General features: G+C 70.5%; 19 protein-coding genes. 8 read left to right on the forward strand and 11 right to left on the reverse strand.

What is annotated here, in order from left to right:
* Nucleotides 1-132: 132 nt before the first annotated feature.
* A complete protein-coding gene (locus ACZ6MZ_RS09330; RefSeq protein WP_384187036.1) occupies nucleotides 133-525 on the forward strand; it encodes an ATP-binding protein in 393 nt (130 codons plus the stop codon).
* Between the two features lie 132 nt (nucleotides 526-657).
* Here the strand turns inward: ACZ6MZ_RS09330 and ACZ6MZ_RS09335 are convergent, their stop codons facing one another.
* Together ACZ6MZ_RS09335 and ACZ6MZ_RS09340 are read right to left on the reverse strand one after the other, a co-directional pair.
* Entirely contained in the window at nucleotides 658-1,704 is a 1,047-nt protein-coding gene (locus tag ACZ6MZ_RS09335; protein ID WP_384187034.1) for a DUF2637 domain-containing protein, read from the reverse strand.
* A gap of 210 nt (nucleotides 1,705-1,914) precedes the next feature.
* Nucleotides 1,915-2,763 (reverse strand): (2Fe-2S)-binding protein, encoded by an 849-nt coding sequence (locus ACZ6MZ_RS09340; protein WP_469350774.1) that lies wholly within the window; start codon nucleotides 2,761-2,763, stop codon nucleotides 1,915-1,917.
* 152 nt (nucleotides 2,764-2,915) lie between these two features.
* Between ACZ6MZ_RS09340 and ACZ6MZ_RS09345 the strand changes: the two genes are divergently transcribed.
* Nucleotides 2,916-3,692 carry a GntR family transcriptional regulator gene (locus tag ACZ6MZ_RS09345; protein ID WP_469350776.1) on the forward strand — a complete coding sequence of 259 codons (777 nt, stop codon included), beginning with the start codon at nucleotides 2,916-2,918 and terminating at the stop codon, nucleotides 3,690-3,692.
* A 75-nt stretch (nucleotides 3,693-3,767) separates the two neighbouring features.
* Here ACZ6MZ_RS09345 and ACZ6MZ_RS09350 read toward each other — a convergent pair whose 3' ends face one another.
* The 7 genes from ACZ6MZ_RS09350 to ACZ6MZ_RS09380 all read right to left on the reverse strand — a co-directional run bounded on the left by ACZ6MZ_RS09350 (nucleotide 3,768) and on the right by ACZ6MZ_RS09380 (nucleotide 9,851).
* Entirely contained in the window at nucleotides 3,768-4,529 is a 762-nt protein-coding gene (locus tag ACZ6MZ_RS09350; protein WP_384187026.1) for an enoyl-CoA hydratase/isomerase family protein, read from the reverse strand.
* Between the two features lie 67 nt (nucleotides 4,530-4,596).
* Nucleotides 4,597-5,850, reverse strand: a complete 1,254-nt coding sequence (locus ACZ6MZ_RS09355) for a cytochrome P450 (protein WP_469350778.1) — start codon at nucleotides 5,848-5,850, stop codon at nucleotides 4,597-4,599.
* A 102-nt stretch (nucleotides 5,851-5,952) separates the two neighbouring features.
* Complete coding sequence (locus ACZ6MZ_RS09360) at nucleotides 5,953-7,320, reverse strand: cytochrome P450 (RefSeq protein ID WP_389790663.1); 1,368 nt, start codon at nucleotides 7,318-7,320, stop codon at nucleotides 5,953-5,955.
* Between the two features lie 9 nt (nucleotides 7,321-7,329).
* Nucleotides 7,330-7,920, reverse strand: coding sequence for a GTP-binding protein (locus ACZ6MZ_RS09365; protein WP_389790662.1), 591 nt, complete (start codon nucleotides 7,918-7,920; stop codon nucleotides 7,330-7,332).
* Nucleotides 7,895-8,275 (reverse strand): DUF742 domain-containing protein, encoded by a 381-nt coding sequence (locus ACZ6MZ_RS09370; RefSeq protein ID WP_389790661.1) that lies wholly within the window; start codon nucleotides 8,273-8,275, stop codon nucleotides 7,895-7,897. The genes ACZ6MZ_RS09365 and ACZ6MZ_RS09370 overlap by 26 nt, the downstream gene beginning before the upstream one ends.
* On the reverse strand, nucleotides 8,272-8,679 hold the full coding sequence (locus ACZ6MZ_RS09375; protein ID WP_384187012.1) for a roadblock/LC7 domain-containing protein: 408 nt from the start codon (nucleotides 8,677-8,679) through the stop codon (nucleotides 8,272-8,274). Before ACZ6MZ_RS09375 ends, ACZ6MZ_RS09370 begins: the two co-directional genes overlap by 4 nt.
* The gene (locus ACZ6MZ_RS09380; protein WP_469350780.1) at nucleotides 8,676-9,851 is read right to left on the reverse strand and encodes an ATP-binding protein; all 1,176 of its coding nucleotides are present in this window, start codon (nucleotides 9,849-9,851) and stop codon (nucleotides 8,676-8,678) included. The genes ACZ6MZ_RS09375 and ACZ6MZ_RS09380 overlap by 4 nt, the downstream gene beginning before the upstream one ends.
* 618 nt (nucleotides 9,852-10,469) lie before the next feature.
* On the opposite strand from ACZ6MZ_RS09380, the gene ACZ6MZ_RS09385 reads away from it, so the two are divergent.
* Both ACZ6MZ_RS09385 and ACZ6MZ_RS09390 read left to right on the forward strand, forming a co-directional pair.
* Nucleotides 10,470-12,311, forward strand: a complete 1,842-nt coding sequence (locus ACZ6MZ_RS09385) for an ABC transporter ATP-binding protein (RefSeq protein WP_469350782.1) — start codon at nucleotides 10,470-10,472, stop codon at nucleotides 12,309-12,311.
* Nucleotides 12,308-14,086 (forward strand): ABC transporter ATP-binding protein, encoded by a 1,779-nt coding sequence (locus tag ACZ6MZ_RS09390; protein ID WP_469350783.1) that lies wholly within the window; start codon nucleotides 12,308-12,310, stop codon nucleotides 14,084-14,086. The genes ACZ6MZ_RS09385 and ACZ6MZ_RS09390 overlap by 4 nt, the downstream gene beginning before the upstream one ends.
* A gap of 51 nt (nucleotides 14,087-14,137) precedes the next feature.
* Here ACZ6MZ_RS09390 and ACZ6MZ_RS09395 read toward each other — a convergent pair whose 3' ends face one another.
* A complete protein-coding gene (locus ACZ6MZ_RS09395; RefSeq protein WP_384187001.1) occupies nucleotides 14,138-14,899 on the reverse strand; it encodes a hypothetical protein in 762 nt (253 codons plus the stop codon).
* Nucleotides 14,900-15,309: 410 nt separating this feature from the next.
* A complete protein-coding gene (locus ACZ6MZ_RS09400) occupies nucleotides 15,310-17,031 on the reverse strand; it encodes a PucR family transcriptional regulator (protein ID WP_469350784.1) in 1,722 nt (573 codons plus the stop codon).
* Nucleotides 17,032-17,319: 288 nt separating this feature from the next.
* Here ACZ6MZ_RS09400 and ACZ6MZ_RS09405 point away from each other — a divergent pair, with 288 nt between their 5' ends.
* The 4 genes from ACZ6MZ_RS09405 (at nucleotide 17,320) to ACZ6MZ_RS09420 (ending at nucleotide 22,369) form a co-directional block, all read left to right on the forward strand.
* Nucleotides 17,320-18,210 carry an FAD binding domain-containing protein gene (locus ACZ6MZ_RS09405; protein ID WP_469350785.1) on the forward strand — a complete coding sequence of 297 codons (891 nt, stop codon included), beginning with the start codon at nucleotides 17,320-17,322 and terminating at the stop codon, nucleotides 18,208-18,210.
* 2 nt (nucleotides 18,211-18,212) lie between these two features.
* The gene (locus ACZ6MZ_RS09410; protein ID WP_469350787.1) at nucleotides 18,213-18,686 is read left to right on the forward strand and encodes a (2Fe-2S)-binding protein; all 474 of its coding nucleotides are present in this window, start codon (nucleotides 18,213-18,215) and stop codon (nucleotides 18,684-18,686) included.
* Nucleotides 18,687-18,691: 5 nt separating this feature from the next.
* Complete coding sequence (pucD, locus tag ACZ6MZ_RS09415; RefSeq protein WP_469350789.1) at nucleotides 18,692-21,106, forward strand: xanthine dehydrogenase subunit D; 2,415 nt, start codon at nucleotides 18,692-18,694, stop codon at nucleotides 21,104-21,106.
* Between the two features lie 111 nt (nucleotides 21,107-21,217).
* Nucleotides 21,218-22,369, forward strand: a complete 1,152-nt coding sequence (locus tag ACZ6MZ_RS09420; protein ID WP_469350791.1) for an XdhC family protein — start codon at nucleotides 21,218-21,220, stop codon at nucleotides 22,367-22,369.
* Nucleotides 22,370-22,559: the final 190 nt, after the last annotated feature.

The following is a 22,559-nucleotide window of genomic DNA, read 5'->3' on the forward strand; positions in this document are numbered from 1 at the left end:
GGCCTCGCGCACCCCCGCTCATGTGGTGATGAGGTGACGAACGGCATGCGTGGCGTATCCGGGGTGGGGCATGCATCTTGTGTACGCGTTCGAGAACAGGAGTCGTGACCGGTACGGGCGGGGGCAAAGGTGATGACAGGGCTACGGCGCAGAGTGGGCGGCACCGATCTGGCGGCGGTCCCGGAAGTGCGGCACGCCTTGCGGGAGATGCTGCGGCACTGGCAGGAGCGGGACTCCGCGGAAGTGGCGGAGCTGCTCATGAGCGAGCTGGTCACCAACGCGCTGGTCCACACGGAGAGCGGCGCGGTGGTCACGGCGACCGTCGCGGACTCCCGGCTGCGCGTGGAGGTACGGGACTTCGTCAGCGCGCTGCCCGCACCGCCCGAGCCGCACCGGCCGGTCCCGGACGAGGCCACGCACGGCAGGGGACTGGCGCTGGTGCGAAGCCTCGCGGACGACTGGGGGATCCGGGCGCGGCCGCTGGGCAAGCTGGTCTGGTTCGAGCTGGACGGCGCTGTGGCGTAACCGGCCTGACGGCGGGTCGGGCGCCGGCCTGACGGCGGGCGGGGCGCCGGCGCGACGGCCTCACACACGCCGGACCGGTGTGACGGTCTTCCGTCACACCGGTCCGATGTGTTCTGTGTACTGGGGTCGGACTCAGCCGAACTGACGCTCCAGATCGGTGAGTTTCTTCTCCAGGGAGTCGAGTCGTGGCAGTGCCTGCGTGTCGTCCTCCGCGGTGAGGTCCACGGTGCGGGCCTCACCGCCGACGGGCTGAAGGGAGAGCCGGGACCGATGAGTCAGCTGTGCCGGCTCTGGAGCAGGCTCCGCTGCGGCCTCGACGGCCGCCGGGGAACTCCCCGCGCCGCTCATGGCGGGCAGGGCGACCTGGCGGCCACCACGGCCCCGGCCCCAGGCGCGGTGCTGCCGGTTGAGCGCCTTGATCTGCGCCCGGTCCAGCTTCTCCTGGTCCCGCCTGCGGTGGCGGGCCTGCTCCTTCTGCCGCCGGTCGTCGCGCACCTCGTCGACCGCCTCGTCCAGCGTCCTGACACCTTCGAGCAGCATCAGGGACCAGGCGGCGAAGGTCTCGCGGGGCGCGCGCAGCCACCGTACGATCCGGATCTGCGGCAGCGGACGCGGCACCAGACCCTGCTCGCGCAGCGCCGCCCTGCGGGTCTGCTTCAGCGCGCGGTCGAACAGGACCGCGGCCGAGAGGGACATGCCCGCGAAGAAGTGCGGAGCGCCGTCGTGGCCGAGACCCCTGGGCGCGTGCACCCAGTTGAACCAGGCGGCGGCACCGGCGAACGTCCACACCAGCAGGCGCGAACCGAGGGCCGCGTCGCCGTGGCTGGCCTCGCGTACGGCGAGCACCGAGCAGAACATCGCCGCGCCGTCGAGACCGAACGGGACGAGATACTCCCAGCCACCACTGAGGCTGAGGTTTTCCTGGCCGAAGCCGACCAGGCCTTTGAACGAGAGCGCGGCGGCGACCGCGGCACAGCAGAAGAGAAGGGCGTAGGAGGCGGCGCCGTAGATCGTTTCCTTACGTCTGCGGCGCTCCTCGCTGCGTTCCCAGGAATCTTCGGCCGCGGCCTTGTCACCTGCGCGCTTGCCGCGCGCGAGTACTGCCACCGCCACCAGGATTCCGACGAGCAGCACGCCGACGGGAAGCAACCAATTCAACGATATATCGGTCAGTCGCATGCGGTGTTCCTTGCATCGCAGTAGGGCGTTTTGGGCGCCATATTGGCGGAAGTGCAGTGCCCCTCAAGGGGTTTCGAGACATGACAACGCCAACGAGGCGTAGAGGCACGCAAATAGGCGCGGTCGGTTAGAACTGCCGCGCGCCAAGCGGCTGTCATGTTCGATTAATACCACCCTAGCGGGTGGCGTGGGATCCTCGGTGACGCGGGGTCAGGTGCCCGCGCTCAGCTTCCGGACCCGGTCGGCGTCGCACGTACGCGGGCAGGTGACACACGTGTCCTCGGGGCGCAGCGTGTAGTAGAGACAGCAGCTGGCCCTGTCCCTGGTCGACAGCGTTTCGCCGGCCGGGCCGGTCAGTTCGCGGAAGCCCGCCGTACCGACATACGGCTTGGCCGTGCCCGGCAGCAGCCGCTCCAGCTCCGCCATCCCGCGCCGCTCCTCGCCCAGCAGATGCGCGACGTACCAGAGTCCCTCGACGATCTCGTCGGTCGCCATGCCCCACAGCGCCCGCCGGCCGCGCCGCATCCGCGGGGCGAAGCCTTCGAGGACCGGTCCGAGATGCTCGGCGACGGCCGTCCGCACCTCGGCGCGCAGGGCCTCCTCGTCCGGTACGACCCGGGCGCCCGGCAGCGTCGCGGCGGGGTCGGCCGGCAGACAGGCGAAGTCCGTGGCGCGGACGGTCATCCGGCCCAGCTCCCGCTGGAAGGAGACGTCCTCGACGGGTACGCGGGGCACCCGGCGGTGCAGGAACCAGGGCACGGTGATCAGCAGACAGGCCGGCCAGGCATAGCGGTGCAGCGCGAAGCTGGCGACCACGTCCGGGCGGGCCCGCTGTCCGTGGTCCCGCCGCACCTGGGCTTCGTCCCAGGCGAGAAACGCGTCGAGGTCAGGGCCGCCCGCCGCCAGGCCGGCCGCGCTCACCCAGCCGCCGCCGACCGGAGCCCGCTCACCGTCGGTGAGCAGATCGACGCGCAGCGCGGGAAACACCTCGGCCAGACGGGCGTACGCGGCCGTCACGGGCGAGGCGAGGAGGCTGGGCAGCACTGCGGGCAGGGTCATGCGGGGACCACCGAATCGCGATCGTTTGGAGGTAAGCCTAACCTTACCCGATGTGAACGATGTTTGAACTGCGGCGCCCTCGGCCTATCGTGCACATGAGGATCCGGCCGCGCGGGCCGGGCGACCCGACCGGACGGCGGAGGTGGACCGAGGTGGAGCAGGGCAGAGCGCGTGAATCCGCCGCGCGGCGGCCGTACGCGCCCGGGCCGCCGGCGGCAGGACCGTACGGGGCCGCGCCGCCCGCTTCCGAACTGCCCGAGCAGGCGCGTGGGGAGCACACCCACGGAGAGGGGCCCGGGCCCCGGGCCGTACGCCGTCATTCCGTGCGCGGGCAGATCCTCGACGCCCTGCGCCACGCGCTCGTCAGCGGAGACCTGGTCCCCGGCGAGGTCTACTCGGCCCCCGCGCTCGGCGAACGCTTCGGGGTCTCCGCCACTCCGGTACGCGAGGCCATGCAGCGGCTCACGCAGGAGGGCGCGGTGGAGGTCGTCCCGAACCGCGGCTTCCGCGTCACCGCGCGCAGCGCCCATGAACTGGCCGAACTGGCCGAGGTGCGGGCCCTGATCGAAGTGCCGGTGATGCTGCGGCTGGCCCGTACCGTCCCGGCGCAACGCTGGGCGGAACTGCGCCTGTTGGCGGACGCGACGGCCGCGGCCGCCGTGGTCGGGGACCGCGCCGGGTACGCGGACTGCGACCGTGCCTTCCACCGGGCGGTGCTCTCCCTCTCCGGCAACCAGCAACTGGTCATGGTCGCCGACGAGTTGCACCGCCGGTCCCAGTGGCCGCTGGTCAGCGCCCCGGCGCCCCGCCGCGCGGACCTGGTCGCGGACGCGGCGGAACACTCGGCGCTGCTGGACGCCCTGATCGCGCGGGACCTGCCGGTGGTGCAGTCGCTGGTGCGGGAACACTTCACGGGAGCGGCCGGCTGAGGCGCCGGCCCCGGCCGGCCACGCGCCGACGGAGCCGAGAGCCTCAACCGGCCAGGACCTCAACGGGCCACGACCTCAGCGGGCTCGTGCGGCCTCGGCGGCGGCCACCGCGGCCGTCAGCAGTTCCGCGTCGAGGAGGGTGGCGTCCGCGAGGCGGTTGGCGCCGGAGTACGCGTTCATCATGGCCTTGGCGGTCCGCAGCGCCGCGGGGGACCTGCGCACCAGCGGCCTGGTCCACTGGGTGATCGCGCTGTCCAACTCCTCTTCGGGAACCACCTTGTGAAGGATGGACAGCTCGACCGCCTTCGCGGCGTCGAAGTTGTTGGCGGTCAGTATCAGCTCGCGGATCCTGGCGGCCCCCGTCTCGTTGATCAGCCGCGGCAGGATCCCTCCCCACGCGGGAGGCACCCCGAGACCGAGCTCCGGCAGCCGGAAGCGGCAGTTGTCCGCCCCGGCCCGCAGATCACAGAGGACCGCGAGCCCCAGACCCGCCCCGACCACCCCGCCGTGCAGCCGCGCGATGGTGACCGCGTCGGTCGTCGCGAGGGCGTCGCACACCCGCCGCGCCTTGTTGCCGAGGGCCCGGAGGCTCGCGCCGCCGGGGTCCGCGGCGAGCAGGGGAGCGAATTCCCCGCGGTCGCCGCCCAGACAGAAGTCGGCCCCCGCGCCGGAGAGGATCAGCACCCGGACCCCGGATTCGTCCAGGGCGTCGAGTACGGACAGGAGTTCATCAAGAAGCAGCCCGGAGATGGCATTTCCCGTCTCAGGACTGCTCAACTGCACCTTCAGTACGGCCCCTTCCTGTATGACGCGAAGGGCCTTGAAGTCTTCCACCATGCTGATCCTTGAATGTGTGTGCTGTGCTTCCCGGTTCATACGTCGGGCCTCGTGCCGGGCCGGAGCGTCAGGAATTGACTACCTGGAGTGTCATGAGGCGCCGGAAAGCGACGCGAGGCGCCCAGATCGGCGCACTGCTGACACGCAGTTCGGGCAGCCGCCGCAGCAGCGAGGTCAAGAGGGACGTGGCTTCCAGCCGGGCCAGTGGCGCGCCGAGGCAGTAGTGGATTCCACCGCCGAAGCTGAGAGGCGCGGCCTTGCGGCGAATGTCGAAGATATCGGGATCGGCGTGCCGCTCCGGGTCGTGATGCGCGGCGCCGACCATGAGCTGCACCATCTGGCCCTGCTGCACGCGTACTCCGGCGAGGTCGGTGTCCTCGGCGGCGATCCGGCTGATCATGTGGATCGGGGTGTCGTAGCGCAGTACTTCCTCGATGGCACCCGGTATGTGCTGGGGGTGCGTGCGCAGCCACTCCCGCTGGCGCGGGTGCTCCAGGATCAGCCAGGCCATGGTGGCCAGCAGGGTCGCCGTGGTCTCCAGCGCGGCCAGGACCACGAAGAGCGCGAGGGAGTAGACGGCCTCGTCGGCCACGTCCTGGTCGGGTTCGAGTTCGTCCCAGGTCCGGATCCAGGCCGAGACCGGGTCGTCTCCGGGCGCCCGGCGGCGCTCCCGTACGAGTTCGGTGAAGTACTCGTTCAGCCGGTGGGCCGCGGCGTCCGACAGCGCCAGCTGGCTCGGCGAGGGGAACAGCTCCTGCGTGAATACCTGGTCGTGGGTGAGCGACCGGAGCAGGGGATAATCGGCGGGCGGCACTCCGAGCCATTCGCCGATCGTAATGACAGGCAATTCTTCGCTGACCAGCGAGGAGAAATCAGCCTCGCCGTCACGCAATTCTTCGGTGAGTCGGTCAAGTAGCCGCTCGGTTGTTCTGTCGACCGAATTCCTCATTTTATCCAGAGATTTTCGGTCGAACATATTCCCCACCGACCGCCGCATTCGCGTATGGTGCGGCGGATTGAGCATGGGCAAGGTTCTGCCCATTTCAAGTGAGGCGGGGGCGCTCCAGCGTGTTTCGTCGTCCTGCTGGGTACGCCACTCGCTGCTGGGCACCTGCCAGGACCGGTTCCTCAGTACCTGGTCGCACAGGCTGTAGGAGTTCACCAGGTGCCCACCCCACGGAGCCGGAATGATATCCCCCATCGCCCTGAGCTCTGTGTAGTAAGGCAATGGATTCGACTGGCCGCCCGATGTACGCAGGCGAGAGAATAGCGAAACCACAGAGCGTCGGTCGACGGATGGGGTAGCCAGGGTTGGCTCCACAGCGATTCCTTCTTTCGGGAGATCACATAGATTCGCTAACCCTGTCTACCCTTACGGTTGAACGTTCATTCGACCGTAAAACATCCCTAATTGTTGCGCATGTCACACCTTCCACCAGGTCAGGAATCCACTCCACCAGCTACCCTTCTGCGATCCGCCCTGGTGGCTCTGGACCGGGGCATTTCCGACAGGACGGCCACTCGTCGGATAGGGCGTGGATTCCCGGTTTTCCTTGCGTACCGGGGTGAATCGGGCGGGCAGTGAGTTGAGCGCCCGGTGGAACGGTCCCGGCCGCCAGGTCAGACTGTCGACGGGTACGCCGAGCTCGATGTCCGGCAGGCTGTTGAGGAGCTTCTCGATGGCCAGGACGGAGATCAGCAGGGCGGGATCCTTGGCCGGGCAGGCGTGCGGCCCCGCGCCCCAGGCGAGATGGGCCCGCTTGCTGAGCGTCTGACGGCTCATGGACAGACCCGGGTCGGTGTTGGCCGCCGCGAAGCTGATGACGACGGGATCGCCGGCGTCCAGCTTGCTTCCGGAGAGGTCCACGTCGTACACGGGATAGTGCACGGCGTAGTTGGCGATCGGCGGGCTGTTCCACAGGACGTCGTTGATGGCGTCCTCGACCAGCAGGCCGGCCGAGTGCTGGCCCCCCGCGTACTTGTCGTCGGACAGCAGCAGCCGCAGCGCGCTGGCGATGATGTTCTGCATGGGCTCGGTGCCCGCGCCGATGAGGGTGACCAGCTGATGGATCATCTCCTCGTCGGACAGCCGTGCCTGATGCTGCATCAGCCACGAGGTGATGTCCTCGCCGGGCTTGGCGCGCTTCAGCGCGACCAGTTCGAGCAGCGCCTCGGTCAGGACCTCGTTCGCCTTCTCCGCGTCGACGCCGTCGAAGATGCCGGAGAAGCCGAAGACCAGCCGGTCCCCGATCTCGGGGGGGCAGCCCATGAGGTCGTTGAAGACCAGCAGCGGCACCAACTGCGCGTAGTCGCCGACCAGGTCGGCCTTGCCGCGGCCGCTGAACTGGTTGATGAGGTACGCGGAGACGCGGTCGACGTGCCGGCTCACCCGGTGCGTGTCGATCCGGGACAGGGACTCCGTCACGGCCTGACGCAGCCTCAGGTGGTCCGCACCGTCCGAGAACAGCGTGTTCGGCCGGTACGCCATCATCGGCACGACCGGGCTGTCCATGGGCACCCGGCCCTCGTTCAGGGCACGCCAGCGGCGCGAGTCGCGCGCGAAGGTGTCGGGGTTCTGCAGCACATGGAGCGCCGCCGCGTAGTCCGTGACCAGCGAGGCTTCCACACCGGGAGCCAACTCGACGGGCGCGGCGGGGCCGTACTGCCGCAGGTGCTCGTAGAAGGCCTCCGGGTTGGCGGCGAAGTCGAGCCCGTGCAGGGGGACGCTCTTGCCGCTGTTGTGCGCAGGGCAGCCGGGTGGCGGAGCCTGAAATTCCGAGTGAGATTGCATACCAAACTCCTAGTTGAGGCGCGACTGGAGATAACGGACCAGAGCGATGAGTGCGTTCGCCGACGAACGCTGGTCACGTGCGTCACATATGACGAGCGGCGTCTCGGGAAGCAGGTCGAGAGCCTCCCGAATCTCATCGTTCGAGTGGTTCGGCATCCCGTCGAATTTATTGACGGCTATGGTGTAGGGAATCCCGTAGTGCTCGACCAGGTCCATCACGGGGAAGGACTCCTCAAGGCGCTGCGGGTCGACCAGCACCAACGCGCCGAGTGCTCCCCGGGACATGTCCTCCCACACCTGAACGAAGCGCTGCTGCCCGGGTGTTCCGAAGAGGTAGAGGACCAGCTCCTCACTGAGCGTGAGGCGGCCGAAGTCCATGGCCACCGTCGTCGTGGTCTTGCCGGTGGTGTTCTTGAGGTCGTCGATTCCCTCGCCCGCCTGCGTCATTACCTCTTCGGTACGCAGCGGCGGGATTTCGGACATGGTCCCGATGAACGTCGTCTTGCCCACGGCGAAATGCCCGACCACAAGGATCTTCGCCGCGGTCTGCACCGAATTGCGCAGATAGACGCCGTCATCCAAAGCGGGCTTGAAGGCCATTCAGCACCTCCTCGAGTATTTGCCTGTCGACAAGCTTCGCGGGAGGTATGGGCGCGCGCGTGAAGAGATACCCGGCCTCCGTGAGATCGGACAGGAGGATCTTGATGATGCCCACGGGCAGACCCGTGTGCCCGGCTATCTCGGCAACCGCGAGATAACCGCCGCCACACAGCTCCAGAACGCGGCGCTTCTCAGGATCGAGATGTTCCGTTCTCGGACCGTCGGTGGACGCTGTGACCAGCGTGATCAGTGAGAAGTCGTTGTCATTCAGCAGGCTGCGACCGTTCGTTATGACGTACGGTCGCACTAATGGGGCGGTTTCCTGCTCCGGCTCTGGCTCGTCTGATGTCGTCATGCCTTGGTATCAGCAATCTCGCGAGGGGGACTGGTCAGGGCTTTTCCGAGCTGGCCGACGAGCTGCTGCATACGGAAGGTGATCTCTGCCATGTCGACGTCGGGCGTCGCCGAAACGGCGAGGTAGGCCCCTTCGCCGGCGGAGATGAGGAAAACCCATCCGTGGTCGAACTCGACCAGCGTTTGACGCCACTGCGGCCGGCCGTTCGGCCCGCCGCAGAAGTCGGCCACCGTGCGGCTCAGCGACTGCATACCGCTCATCGCGGCGGCGACGGTGTCGGCGTGGTCCTTGCCGACGTCTTTCGAGCGGGCCATGAGGAGACCGTCGGCGGAGACGAGAATCGCGTGACGTGCTTCGGGCACTTCCAGAGCACTGTCAAGCATCCATGACAGATCGTAATTCACTGAGTCTCATGCCCTTCGCTGCGTGCATTGGTGGAACGACGGCCCGATTGCGTCCCCCGCTGGAACGCGCCCATGACGGAAGCGGCCTGTTCGCTGGAACGAGCCGGGGGCTCCGCGTTTTCGGCCGCGGGCACGATGGAGATCGCGCCGCGCCGGCGCCGCTTCGGCAGACCACCGAACGTGGTCGAGGGAGCCGCCGCGTTCTCTGAACCACCGAACGCGGTCGAGGGAGCCGCCGGGTTCTCTTCGGGCGGCATCGGGGAGGACGCGGCCACAGTGGGAATCTCCTCGGGCTCGGGCTCGGGCGCGGGCATGGTGGTGAGGAGCTCCTCGGGAAGGAGCACGACGGCACGCACGCCACCGTAGGGAGAAGTGGAGTCCACGGAGACGGTGAAGCCGTAGCGGGCGGCGAGCACACCGATCACGGTGAATCCGAACTGCGGCGGATTGCCGAGCCCCGAGACGCCGGGCGAACGCTCGCTCGACAGGAGCTTGGCGGCCCGGGCCTTCTCTTCTTCGTTCATGCCCACACCGGCGTCGTCGACGATGATGCAGACGCCCTTGGGCACGGGCCGGATGTTGATCTCGATCACGGTTTCCGGCGCCGAGTAACTGGTGGCGTTGTCCAGCAGTTCGGCGAGCGTGAGCGCGACCGGTTCGACAGCACGGCTGACGATGGCGAAGTTGCTCTGCGCACGGATCTCGACGCGCGTGAAGTGGCGGATACGGCCCTTCGCGCTGCGGACCACGTCGTAGAGCGAGGCGGCGGCGCGCTGACGGCCGAGCCATCCGTCGCAGAGCACGGCGATGGACTGGGCGCGCCGCGCGAACTGCGAATTCATGTGGTCGATGTCCAGGAGGTCCTGGAGAATCTGGAGTTCTCCGTACTTGTCCTGAATCTTGGTAATGGCCAGCTGCTGCTCGCTCGCGAGACCCTGGAGCGTACGCATGGCGGCCTTCAGGGCGTTTTTGGTATCTTCTTCCGCCCTGTCCTTGGCCTCTTCCACGGCCTCCGCGTAATGGTCTTCCAGTCTGGCGTAGTGAGCCTTGAGCTCTTCCTTCTCCTTCCGCAGCTCGGCGATCGACTTTCTACCGCGAATGATCGCGGTTGCGGCGACAGGAGTACCAGCGATCAAACCCCAAAGCGCTGGATCCTGAAAGTATTGAGTCATAAGGCTCTCTTCGGGCGACTGGGCCACCAGGTACTGAATGTCTGGAGGGTGCGTTCGGGTGCGTTCGCGATCACAGACATACGGGATCGGCCGCGCACGCTCGCCTGCCGGACTGCCTTCATAGGCCCGGCTAATGGCATAGTTCTCCCCGGGGTGGCGGATTTCTGGGCCGATGCGCTGACTTTCCCTTTATGCCATAGCGGGTTTAGCACCGCTTGGCAAGCGTGGCGATCTTATCATCACGCCAAGGGCGGGTGTCCGGGTCGGTCTGTTCCGTTTCTGGCATCTGACGGAAATTCAGCAAGGCTCCCCATTTGGGGTTGTTGGAGACCGGCGCGGGCCGGTCGGGGACCGCCCCGCCTCGGATCTTTTGCCCGAATTTCGGATTGATCGTCCCTTCTGGTCCGACGGCGGTTGCTCACCCCCTGTGAGCCCATGGGTACGGGCGTCGGATCCTTGGTGAACGGCACGGGAACCGCCGGTGCGTCCGTCGGCCCGATCCGTAACTGACACGTGACCTGATCCGTGGACTGAACCGTGAACCGTGAGGTAACGGGCCGTCACGCTCGGTGCGGCCCCTGTCCACTTGGTCCCGGGGACGCCCCATAGGGTGCGGGGATGGGTGACTCGTACATGGATCCGGGGACTCCGGATCGGCGTGGTGCCGGGCGGTACGTGTGGTGGCTGGTGACGAGCCAGCGGGGGCGGGTGGCCGCCGGGGCGGCGCTGGGCAGTGTCTGGATGGTCGGTCTGACAGTTCAGCCGTACGTGCTGTCACGTGCCATCGACGACGGACTGGAGCCGGGGCACCGGGCGGCCCTCCTCGGCTGGGCCGGGGCGCTGTTCGCGGTCGGGGTGGCCAACGCCTGGCTGGGGATCATGCGGCACCGGACCATGACCAGGGTCCGGATGGACGCCGCCTTCCGCACCGTACGCGTCGTGGTCCTGCAGGCGACCCGGCTGGGCGCCACGCTGCCCCGCCGGGTCACGGCCGGGGAAGTCGTCACGATCGGCATCGCCGATGTCACGACGATCAGCTGGGCGCTGACCGTCACGGGCCCCGGGGTCGGCGCGGTGCTGGCGTATCTCGTCGTGGCCGGGCTCCTGCTGTCCGTCTCACCGCTCCTCGCCGCCGTCGTGCTGCTGGGCGTACCGCTGCTCGCGGTCCTGGTCGGCCCGCTGCTGGGGCGGTTGCAGGGGGTGGAGACGACGTACCGCGAGCGGCAGGGCGCGCTCGCCGCGCGCTTCACGGACATCGTCGGGGGACTGCGGGTGCTGAGCGGGCTCGGTGGCAAGGACGTGTACGCGGCGCGCTACCGGCGCGATTCGGGGACGGTCAAGGACGAGGGGTACCGGGTCGGGGCGGTGACCAGCTGGATCGAGGCCCTCGGGCTCGGCCTGCCGGCGCTGTTCCTCGCCGCCGTGACCTGGCTGGCCGCCCGGCTGGCCGCCCAAGGGGCCATAACGGTGGGCGAACTGGTGGCCGTCTACGGGTACGTGGCGGTCCTCGTCGTCCCCGTGTCGTTCTTCATCGAGGGGGGCCACGACGTCAGCCGTGGCCTGGTCTGCGCCCGGCGGGTCCTGCGGTTCCTGGATCTGGAGCCCGAAACCGCGGACGCCGCGCCGGAAGCGGCGAAGGAGGGGCCCGGGCCCGGCTCCGTCCTGCGCGATCCGGCGTCCGGCGTCGAGGTCGCGCCGGGGAAGCTGACCGCGCTCGTCAGCGGCCGTCCTGCGGATGCCTCGGACGTGGTGGACCGCCTCGGCCGGTTCGCCGCTTCACCGGCGACCTGGGGCGGGGTACGTCTCGACGAGATGGCCCTGTCCCGGATCCGCGAACGCGTCCTCGTCGCGGACAACGAGGCCGACCTCTTCGCCGGGACGCTGCGCGAGGTGGTCGCGGGCCGGCGGGACCGGGACGAGGAGGCCATCACCCGGGCGGTGCACGCGGCCGTGGCCGAGGACATCGTGCGCGGCCTGCCGGACGGTCTCGACTCGCCCGTCGAGGCCCAGGGCCGTAATCTCTCCGGCGGTCAGCGTCAACGCGTCCGGCTGGTACGGGCGTTGCTCGCCGACCCCGAAGTGCTGCTGGCCGCCGAGCCCACCTCGGCGGTGGACGCGCACACCGAGGCCGCCGTCGCCGCCCGGCTGCGCGCCGCCAGGAGCGGCCGTACCACCCTCGTCACCAGCACCTCACCGCTGATGCTGGACCACGCGGACACCGTCTACTACTTGGTCGACGGCCAGGTGGCCGCGGTCGGTACGCACCGCGAGCTGCTGAGCGGGCAGGCCGGCTACCGCGCGCTGGTCTCCCGTGGTGCGGGGGACGAGGCGGGTACGGCCGCGCACGGCACGTACGGTGAGCGGGCCGATGACGCGCCCGACGTTCCGGCCGACGTTCCGGCCGCTGTACCGGCCGACATTCCGGCCGCTGTTCCCGCCGACGAAGGGGCCGTCAGATGACCGTCGGATCCGAGACCCCGGCCTCCGCCCGGCTTCCGGTGGCCGATCCGCCCCAGGTCCGCCGCGCGGCGCTGCGGTTGATCCGGCAGGACCGGCGCGCCTTCGCCGCCATGATCGTCCTGACCGGGCTGGCGGCGGCCGCCGGTCTGGTCGGCCCCTGGCTGCTCGGCCGCGTCATCAACACGGTCAGGGCCGGTGACGCGGCGGACGCCGTGGACCGGTACGCGCTCACCATCCTGGTGTGCGCGCTGGCGCAGCTGCTGCTCGCGCGGTACGCCCGCCTCGTCGGCCACCGCTTCGGCGAGCGGACCTCGGCCCGGATCCGCGAACAGCTGGTGGACCGGGCGCTCGCCCTGCCCGCCTCGGTCGTGGAGCGCGCGGGCACGGGCGATCTGACGGCGCGCGGCACCACCGATGTCACCGCGGTCGGCAGGACCTTGCGGGACGCCGGGCCGGAGGTGTTCATCGCGACGGTCCAGGTGCTGTTCATCCTCGGCGCGGTCTTCGTCCTCGACCCGCTGCTCGGCGCCTGCGGAGTGCTCGGCCTGCTCGGCATCTGGTTCGCGACCCGCTGGTATCTGCGCCGTGCGCACACCGCGTATCTGGCGGAGGGGGAGGCCACCTCGGCGCTCGCGGAGGTCCTCGCCGCCACCGCGTCCGGTGCCCGTACGGTCGAGGCGTTCTCGCTCCAGCAGCGCCGCGTCGCCGCCTGCCAGGAAGCGATCGAGCACAGCCGGCGCACCCGCACCCGGACGTTGTTCCTGCGCAGCGTGCTCTTCCCGTCCGTGGACGTGTCGTACGTCATCCCGGTGGTCGCCGTCCTGCTGATCGGCGGCGCGCTGTACGACGCCGGTGCGGTGAGCCTGGGCACGGTGGTCGCCTGCGCGCTGTATCTGCGCCAGTTGTCCCAGCCGCTGGACGCGATCCTGCTGTGGGTGGAGCAACTGCAGAGCAGCGGAGCCTCTTTCGCCCGGGTGGAGGGTCTGGCCGACGGACCGCGCACACCGGCGCTGACCGGACGGGCCCCGGCCGACGAGCGGATCGAGGTCGCCGGCGTGCGGTACGCCTACGACGACGGGCGCGATGTCCTGCACGGGGTCGATCTGACGGTACGGCCCGGCGAACGGCTGGCCGTCGTGGGCCCGTCGGGCGCGGGCAAGTCCACCCTCGGCAGGCTGCTCGCGGGCATCGACCGGCCGCGTACCGGAACGGTGACGGTGGGTCAGGTGCCGATTTCTCGGCTGGACCCGGACGAGCTGCGCCGGCAGGTCGTGCTGGTGACCCAGGAACACCACATCTTCGTCGACACCGTCCGGGACAACCTGCTGATCGCCGCGCCGACCGCCACGGACGAGGAGTTGCGCGCGGCGCTCGGCGCCGTCGGCGCCGACTGGGTCGACGAGCTGCCGGACGGTCTGGACACCGCGCTGGGCGCGGACGGACTCAGTGTCGACGGCGCGCGCTCCCAGCAACTGGCCCTGGCGCGCGTGGTGCTGGCCGATCCGCACACCCTCATCCTGGACGAGGCGACCGCGCTGCTCGACCCGGCGACCGCGCGCCACGCGGAGCGGGCCCTGGCCGCCGTCCTCGAAGGCCGGACGGTCATCGCCATCGCGCACCGACTGCATACGGCGCGCGACGCGGACCGGGTGGCGGTGATGGCCGACGGCCGTCTGACGGAACTCGGCACACACGACGAGCTGGTCGCCCGGGGCGGTGCGTACGCCGCGCTGTGGCACTCCTGGCACGGCGAGCCACCGTCGTCTCCCCGCTGACCCCCGGGCCCGGACCGGTCCGGGCCCGGGGTCCGGGCCAGGGGATGAGTGTCAGACGGGGGCGGGCGGGGTGAGCTGGGCGGCGAGCCAGGTGGGGACGCCGCCCAGCAGGCGGAACAGGCGGCCGGCCTCGGCGCGGAGCCGGGCCGCTTCCGGTTCGGGTTCTGCGTCCGCGAGCGCGGCGAGGGCCGGGGCCGTGCCGACGAGGTAGCCCAGCTCCTCCCGGATACGGAGGGACTCGCCGAAGCCGTGCCGTGCCTCCGCCAACTCGCCCTCCCGCAGGGCGAGGCCGGCCAGGTGGCGCCAGGTGAAGGAGAGCAGCAGCGTCTCGCCGTGCGCCGTGGCGGCGGCGTGGGCGCGGCGGTATGCGGCACGGGCCGACTGCGGGGAGTCGGAGAGATGCTCGGCGATCAGTCCGCGGCGGAAGTCGAGCAGCGCGCGGCCGGGAGCCGTGGGGTCGAGCAGGGCCGCCGCCCGGCCCAGGGCGGCGCGTGCCTCGTCCGCGCGGTCGCGTACGCCGAGGACGGTCGAGGCGTAGGCGAGGTGACCGCGTTCGCAGGCGGCGGCGCCGCGTTCATGGTCCTCACGGGCCGTGGCCTCCGCGACGCGCAGGGCGTCCTCGGCCTCCGGCCAGCCGCCGCCGGTGAACAGACAGCGCTCGACGAGCAGCGAGGCCCGCTGAAGCGCCGGGGCCGGGGCGGAGGCGTGCGGGGTGAGCAGGGCCGCTGCGTCGGTCCAACAGCCGCGCGAGCGCAGCCGCCATACCGCGGTCTGGAGAGGGTCTTCACCGGCAGTGGTTCCGGAACCAGACATGGCGGTATGCGCCACATTGCCCTCCCCGAGCGCGCCATTGTGCTGTTGAGTGTGGACGCATCTCAGCACGGATCCACAGCGGGGCCAAGAGGGCAGGTGAAAAATTTCACAATCCCTTGGTCATCGGCGGTGCTCCGGCGGCCCGCGCGGAACGGGAATTCGCGGGGACGGGCGGCCGGCAGGGCGGGTGCGGCAGGGGCCCCGGAAGGGCTGCCACCTGGGACGACCGCCGCGAGACAGCGGTCATCGGGGGCCGCGAGGGGTCGTCGGGGGCCGGTCCCCGACAAGGAGTTGGATCTCTTCCTCACCCTTCCGGGTGATGTCAGTCAACGGAAGTCGACGCCGGTCGACCCGGCACCCGATGACGCGGCGTGGAGCGCGGGCGGGCGCGGGCGGCCGCGGGTCCGCCGTCAGCTCATGCGCAGCGCGAGGAAGAAGTCCAGCTTGTCCTCCAGGCGCGACAGATCACGGCCCGTCAGCTGTTCGATCCTGCCGACCCGGTAGCGCAGGGTGTTCACATGCAGATGCAGCCGGGCCGCGCAGCGGGTCCATGACCCGTCGCAGTCGAGGAAGGCCTCCAGCGTGGAGATCAGCTCCGCGCGATGGCGGCGGTCGTAGTCCCGCAGCGGATCGAGCAGGCGGGCCGTGAAGGCCCGGCGTACATCGTCGGGGACGAACGGCAGCAGCAGCACGTGGGAGGCCAGCTCATGGTGTCCCGCCGCGCAGACGCGGCCAGGACGGGCGGCCGCCACACGGCGGGCGTGGCGGGCCTCTTCCAGGGCGCCGCGCAGGCCCTCCGCCGAGTGCACCGCCGCGCTCACGCCCAGCGTCAGCCGGCCGTCGTCGGCGAGCCCCGACGTCAGCGGGTCACGGACGGCGGCCAGAAGGGCGTCGGCGTGCAGGCCGGGGTCCTTCGGCGCCTCGTCGTACGCGTCACCGCCCTCGGCGTCGTCGGCCGGATCCGGGGCGGCCGTCATCGGCAGCGGCACCAGCGCGACGGCCTCCTCACCCGTATGGGCGACCGCGATCCGGTCGGCCCGGTCCGCCCCCGCCCTCGCCGGGTCGACCAGGATCTCTTCCAGCAGGGACTGCGCCACCGGACCGCCCTCGACCGCCACGCCCGCGCCGTCCTGGTCCCACTCCACCCGCGCCACCACGACCTGCCAGTGCGGCGCAGTGCCCAGTCCGGGCAGCAGCACCGGAGCGGCCACCCGCAGCCGTGCGGCGATCTCGGCGGGGGCGGCGCCCGTCTGGACCAGTTCCAGGATCTCCTGGGCGAGCCGGCGCCGTACCGTACGGGCCGCGTCGCGCCGGTCGCGCTCCACCGCGATCAGCTGGGTCACTCCCTGGAGCAGATCCAGCCGGGCCGCCGGCCAGTCGCCCGCGTCCGCCTCGACCGCCAGCAGCCAGTCGGAGAGCACGGTCTCGCGCGCGTCCCGGAAGGCGGCGGGCGCCGCCTCGCGCCCCGGGTCGCGGACGGGGAAGAGGGAGTACGCCGTGGACCCCACGTTCACCCGGTAGGGGCTCCGGCGGCCGGCGCGGGTGGCGGCCAGATGCTCCCCGGCGAGCGCGGCGGCCCGCGCCGCGGGCAGCGGCTCCCCGGCGCCCGCGATCTGCCGGCCGGTGGGGGAGAGCACCCAGGCCCGCAGGTCGAGGTCGGAGCCCAGGAGATCGAGGACGACATCGGGGCCGCCGCCCGCCGGGCCCGAGGTCATCAGCCTGCGGTGCCGGTCGACGACCGCGGCCAGGTCCCCGGCGCGCTCCCCGGAGACCTGACGGACCACGTATTCGGTGATGGCCGCGAACGCCACGTCCTCGTTCACCGCGAAGAGCGGCAGCCGGTGCCGCACGCAGGCCGTGACCAGGTCCTCGGGGATGTCGCCGAGCTCCGCCTCGCCCGCCGCGAGCCCGGCGACCCCGGCGGCCGTGAGGATCCGTACGAACGGCTCAGAGTCCTCGGCGGAACGCCGCCAGGCGAGGCCGGTCAGGACCAGCTCGCCGCCCGAGAGATAGCGGCTCGGATCCCGCAGATCGGTGGTCATCACGCCGCGTACGGTCCGGTCCAGCTCCTCGCCGCCACCGAGCAGCCGCAGGCCCAGCGCCTCGGTCTCCAGCAGTGCGCGCAGCCGCATCTCGTCGCCGCCGATCTGGACAGGGGTGCCCCACGTTTCGGAAGGGAGACCATTCGGTTACCGTGCCTCGCCTTTCGTTCGAATCTACAAGACTCGGGAGGCGACCAGCCAATTCCTTCATGGTTTTGGTGACTACACCGGACCGGGTACTGCTTGTGTACTTGTGTCACACAGCGTCAATAGGTCACATGTAGCCATTCGAGGACCGGCCGTCCCCGGGCCCCCAGCGAACGATCCGATCGCGAACGATCAAGAAACGATCAAGAACGATCGAGAAGAGAGCCACTCATGGACTTCCTTCGCCCTTCCAGCTGGGAGGAAGCGCTCGCCGCCAAGGCCGAGCACCCCACGGCTGTGCCCATCGCGGGCGGCACGGACATCATGGTCGAGATCAACTTCGATCACCGGCGGCCGGACCACCTGCTGGACCTGAACCGCATCGGCGAGCTGCGCGAATGGGTGGTCGGCGAGGACCACGTCCAGCTGGGCGCCTCCGTTCCGTACGCCCACATCATGGAGCACCTGCGCGCCGAGCTGCCGGGCCTCGCGCTCGCCTCCCACACCGTCGCCTCGCCCCAGATCCGCAACCGTGGCGGCGTCGGGGGCAATCTCGGCACCGCGTCCCCGGCCGGTGACGCGCATCCCGCCCTGCTCGCCGCCGGCGCCGAGGTCGAGGTCGAGTCGGTGCGCGGCACGCGCCTCATCCCGATCGACGCGTTCTACACCGGGGTGAAGCGCAACGCGCTCGCCGCCGACGAGCTGATCAAGACGGTGCGCATCAAGAAGGCGGACGGACCGCAGCAGTACTCGAAGGTCGGCACCCGCAACGCGATGGTCATCGCCGTCTGCGCCTTCGGGCTCGCGCTGCACCCCGAGACCCGCACGGTACGGACCGGCATCGGCTCCGCGGCCCCCACCCCGGTGCGGGCCCGCGAGGCGGAGGAGTTCCTGAACGCGGCGCTCGACGAGGGCGGCTTCTGGGACAACGGAAAGATCATCACACCGTCGGTCGCCAAGCAGTTCGCGGACCTCGTCTCCGGTGCCTGCAACCCCATCGACGATGTGCGCGGCACCGCGAAGTACCGCCGCCACGCGGTCGGCATCATGGCGCGCCGTCAGCTCGGCTGGACCTGGGAGCAGTACCGCGGCACCGGCCGCACCCTGGAAGGAGCTGCATAACCATGCGCGTACATTTCACGGTCAACGGCCGCGAGCAGGAAGCCGACGACGTCTGGGAGGGCGAGAGCCTGCTCTACGTCCTGCGTGAGCGCATGGGCTTTCCCGGCTCCAAGAACGCCTGTGAGCAGGGCGAATGCGGCTCCTGTACGGTACGGCTCGACGGCGTCCCGGTCTGTTCCTGCCTGGTGGCGGCCGGTCAAGCCGAGGGCCGCGAGGTGGTTACCGTCGAGGGCCTGGCGGCGGGCGGCGAACTCTCCCCGGTGCAGCAGGCCTTCATCGACGCGGGCGCCGTGCAGTGCGGTTTCTGCACCCCCGGGCTGCTGGTCGCGGCCGACGAGATGCTGGAGCGCAACCCCTCACCGAGCGACGCGGACATCCGCGAGGCCCTCTCGGGCAACCTCTGCCGCTGCACCGGTTACGAGAAGATCCTCGACGCGGTCCGCCTCGCGGCCGCCCGTCAGGAAGAGGCGGTCTGACTGCCATGGCGCAGAATCCACGGGCCGCTGCCGTTCCCGGCCGCTCCCCCTACCCCACCGGCCTCACCCAGGGCACGCCCACCAAGGGCGGCATCGGTGAGTCGACGCTCCGCCCCGACGGCACCCTCAAGGTCACCGGTGAGTTCGCGTACTCCTCCGACATGTGGCACGAAGACATGGTGTGGGGACACACCCTGCGCTCCACCGTGGCGCACGCCGAGATCAGGTCCATCGACACCGCAGAGGCGCTCGCGACGCCCGGGGTCTACGCCGTACTGACCTACGACGATCTGCCGACCGAGGTGAAGAACTACGGTCTGGAGATCCAGGACACCCCGGTCCTCGCCCATGGAAAGGTCCGCCACCACGGCGAGCCGGTGGCCCTGGTCGCCGCCGACCACCCGGAGACCGCGCGCCGCGCCGCCGCCAAGATCCGGATCGAGTACGCCGAACTGCCCGTCATCACCGACGAGGCCTCGGCGACCGCCCCCGGCGCGCCGCTGGTCCACGAGGGGCGCGAGGACCACTACATCGGCCATGTCCCGCACCCCAACATCCTGCACCGCCAGCCCATCGTCCGCGGCGACGCGGACCGGGCCGCCGAGCGCGCCGATGTGATCGTCTCCGGCGACTATGTCTTCGGCATGCAGGATCAGGCGTTCCTCGGCCCGGAGTCCGGCCTCGCGGTACCCGCCGAGGACGGCGGCGTCGACCTGTACGTCGCCACCCAGTGGCTGCACTCCGATCTCCGCCAGATCGCCCCTGTCCTCGGCCTGCCCGAGGACAAGGTCCGGATGACGCTCTCGGGCGTCGGCGGAGCCTTCGGCGGCCGGGAGGACCTGTCGATGCAGATCCACGCCTGTCTGCTGGCGCTGCGCACCGGCAAGCCGGTCAAAATCGTCTACAACCGGTTCGAGTCCTTCTTCGGCCATGTCCACCGCCACCCCGCGAAGCTCTGGTACGAGCACGGCGCGACCCGCGACGGCAAGATCACGCACATGAGGTGCCGGATCGTGCTGGACGGCGGCGCGTACGCCTCCGCCTCCCCGGCTGTCGTCGGCAACGCCTCGTCCCTCTCGGTGGGCCCCTATGTCGTCGAGGACGTCGACATCGAGGCCATCGCGCTCTACACCAACAACCCGCCCTGCGGGGCGATGCGCGGCTTCGGCGCGGTCCAGGCGTGCTTCGCCTACGAGGCACAGATGGACAAGCTGGCGGCGGAGCTGGGTATGGACCCGGTGGAGTTCCGTCAGCTCAACGCGATGGAGCAGGGCACGCTCCTGCCGACGGGACAGCGGGTCGACTCCCCGGCGCCCGTCGCCGAACTGCTGCGCCGCGTCAAGGCCAGGCCGCTCCCGCCCGAGCAGCAGTGGCTCGCGGCCGGCGAGGCGGCGGACGTACGGGAGCTGCCCGGCGGCCTCTCCAACACCACGCACGGCGAGGGTGTCGTCCGGGGCGTGGGCTACGCGGTCGGCATCAAGAACGTCGGTTTCTCCGAGGGCTTCGACGACTACTCCACCGCGCGGGTCCGTCTCGAAGTGATCGGCGCGGAGCCGGTCGCCGTCGTGCACACCGCGATGGCCGAGGTCGGCCAGGGCGGGGTCACCGTCCACGCGCAGATCGCCCGTACGGAACTCGGCGTCACACAGGTCACCATCCAGCCGGCGGACACCCAGGTCGGCTCGGCGGGATCCACCTCCGCCTCCCGTCAGACGTATGTCACGGGCGGCGCGGTGAAGCACGCCTGCGAGAACGTCCGGGAAAAGGTCCTGGAGATGGGCCGGCGCAAGTTCGGTACGTACCACCCCGCCTGGGCCACCGCCGAGCTGCTGCTCGAAGGCGGCAAGGTCGTCACCGACGGCGGCGAGGTCCTCGCGAGTCTGGCGGACGTACTCGAAGGCGAGGCGGTGGACGTGGAGCTGGAGTGGCGCCACCGTCCGACCGAGCCCTTCGACCTCCGTACGGGACAGGGCAACGGCCATGTCCAGTACTCGTTCGCCGCGCACCGCGCGGTGGTCGAGGTCGACACGGAACTCGGACTGGTCAAGGTCGTCGAACTGGCCGTCGCCCAGGACGTCGGCAAGGCGCTCAACCCGCTGTCCGTCGTCGGCCAGATCCAGGGGGGCACCACCCAGGGGCTGGGCATGGCGGTCATGGAGGAGATCATCGTCGATCCCGTGACCGCGAAGGTGCGCAACCCGTCCTTCACGGACTATCTGATCCCGACCATCCTCGACACGCCGACCATCCCCGTCGACGTACTCGAACTGGCCGACGACCACGCGCCGTACGGACTGCGCGGCGTCGGCGAGGCCCCGACCCTGTCGTCCACCCCCGCGGTCCTCGCGGCCATCAGGAACGCGACGGGTCTCGAACTGAACAGGACGCCGGTACGGCCCGAGCACCTCACCGGCACCTGACCCCCGGCGTCCGCGACGGGCCGACGGAGAACGCGGCACCTCCGCGGGTGCCCCACGTCGCGATCAGGTCCGTCCTCCGCGCCACCGCACCAGACCCTTGAGGAGACCGGCATGCTGGACATCGCCGAAGAGCTGCACCGGTGGGTCGAGCAGGGACGGGACATCGCCGTCGCCACGGTCGTGGCGGTCGGCGGCAGCGCGCCCCGCCGGCCGGGAGCCGCGCTCGCCGTCGACAGCGCGGGCACGGCGATCGGCTCGGTCTCCGGCGGATGCGTGGAGGGGGCCGTGTACGACCTGTGCCAACAGGCCCTCAAAGACGGCGAGACCGTCCTCGAACGCTTCGGCTACAGCGACGAGGACGCCTTCGCCGTGGGGCTGAGCTGCGGCGGCGTCATCGACATCCTGGTGACGCCGGTACGCGCGGACTCCGCCGTCAGACCGGTGTTCGCGGCGGCGCTGGCCGCCGCGGCCCGGGGGGAGGCGGCGGCGCTCGCGCGCATCACCGCGGGGCCGGCCGGACTGCTCGGCCGCGCCCTGCTGGTGCGCCCCGGCGGATCGTACGAGGGCGGCCTCGGCGGCCACCCCGAGCTGGACCGCACGGCGGCGGCGGAGGCCCGCGCCATGCTGGACGGCGGCCGCACCGGCACGCTCGAGATCGGCGAGCGGGGAGCGCGCTGCGGACAGCCGCTGACGCTGCTCGTCGAGTCGAGCGTTCCGCCCCCGCGCATGATTGTCTTCGGGGCCATCGACTTCGCCTCGGCGCTGGTCAGGGCCGGAAAATTCCTCGGCTATCACGTGACGGTGTGCGACGCGCGCCCCGTCTTCACCACGGCGGCCCGCTTTCCCGACGCCGACGAGATCGTCGTCGCGTGGCCGCACCGCTATCTGGAGTCGACCGAGGTCGACGGCCGTACGGTGCTCTGCGTGCTCACCCATGACGCCAAGTTCGATGTGCCCCTGCTCGAAAGGGCCCTGCGGCTTCCCGTCGCCTTCGTCGGCGCGATGGGCTCCCGGCGCACCCACGAGGACCGCGCCGAGCGGCTGCGCGAGATCGGTGTCACCGAACTGGAACTGGCCCGGCTGCACTCGCCGATCGGGCTGGACCTCGGAGCCCGTACCCCCGAGGAGACCGCGCTGTCGATCGCGGCGGAGATCGTCGCGGTCAGGCGGGGCGGCAGCGGAGTCTCACTCACCGGTGCGCACACCCCGATCCACCACGACAGCCTGTCCGCGCCGGCGGGACGGATCGGATCCGTCGCCTGACGCGGACCGGCGCCGGGGTTTTCAGCCCTAGGGCGTGTTGCGAAAGTCCCGCCTGGCTCGCGACGCCCGGCACGCACGCTCGCCGCGTTGTCGGAGTCGTCCAAGTACGTCCAGTACGAGGACGATCCTCCGCCTTGCGATCACACGCACCGGACGCCGCGAGCCCCGCCCTGCGGGCGGACGGCGCTAC

The sequence above is a fragment of the Streptomyces sp. NPDC042201 genome (genome assembly GCF_055582185.1).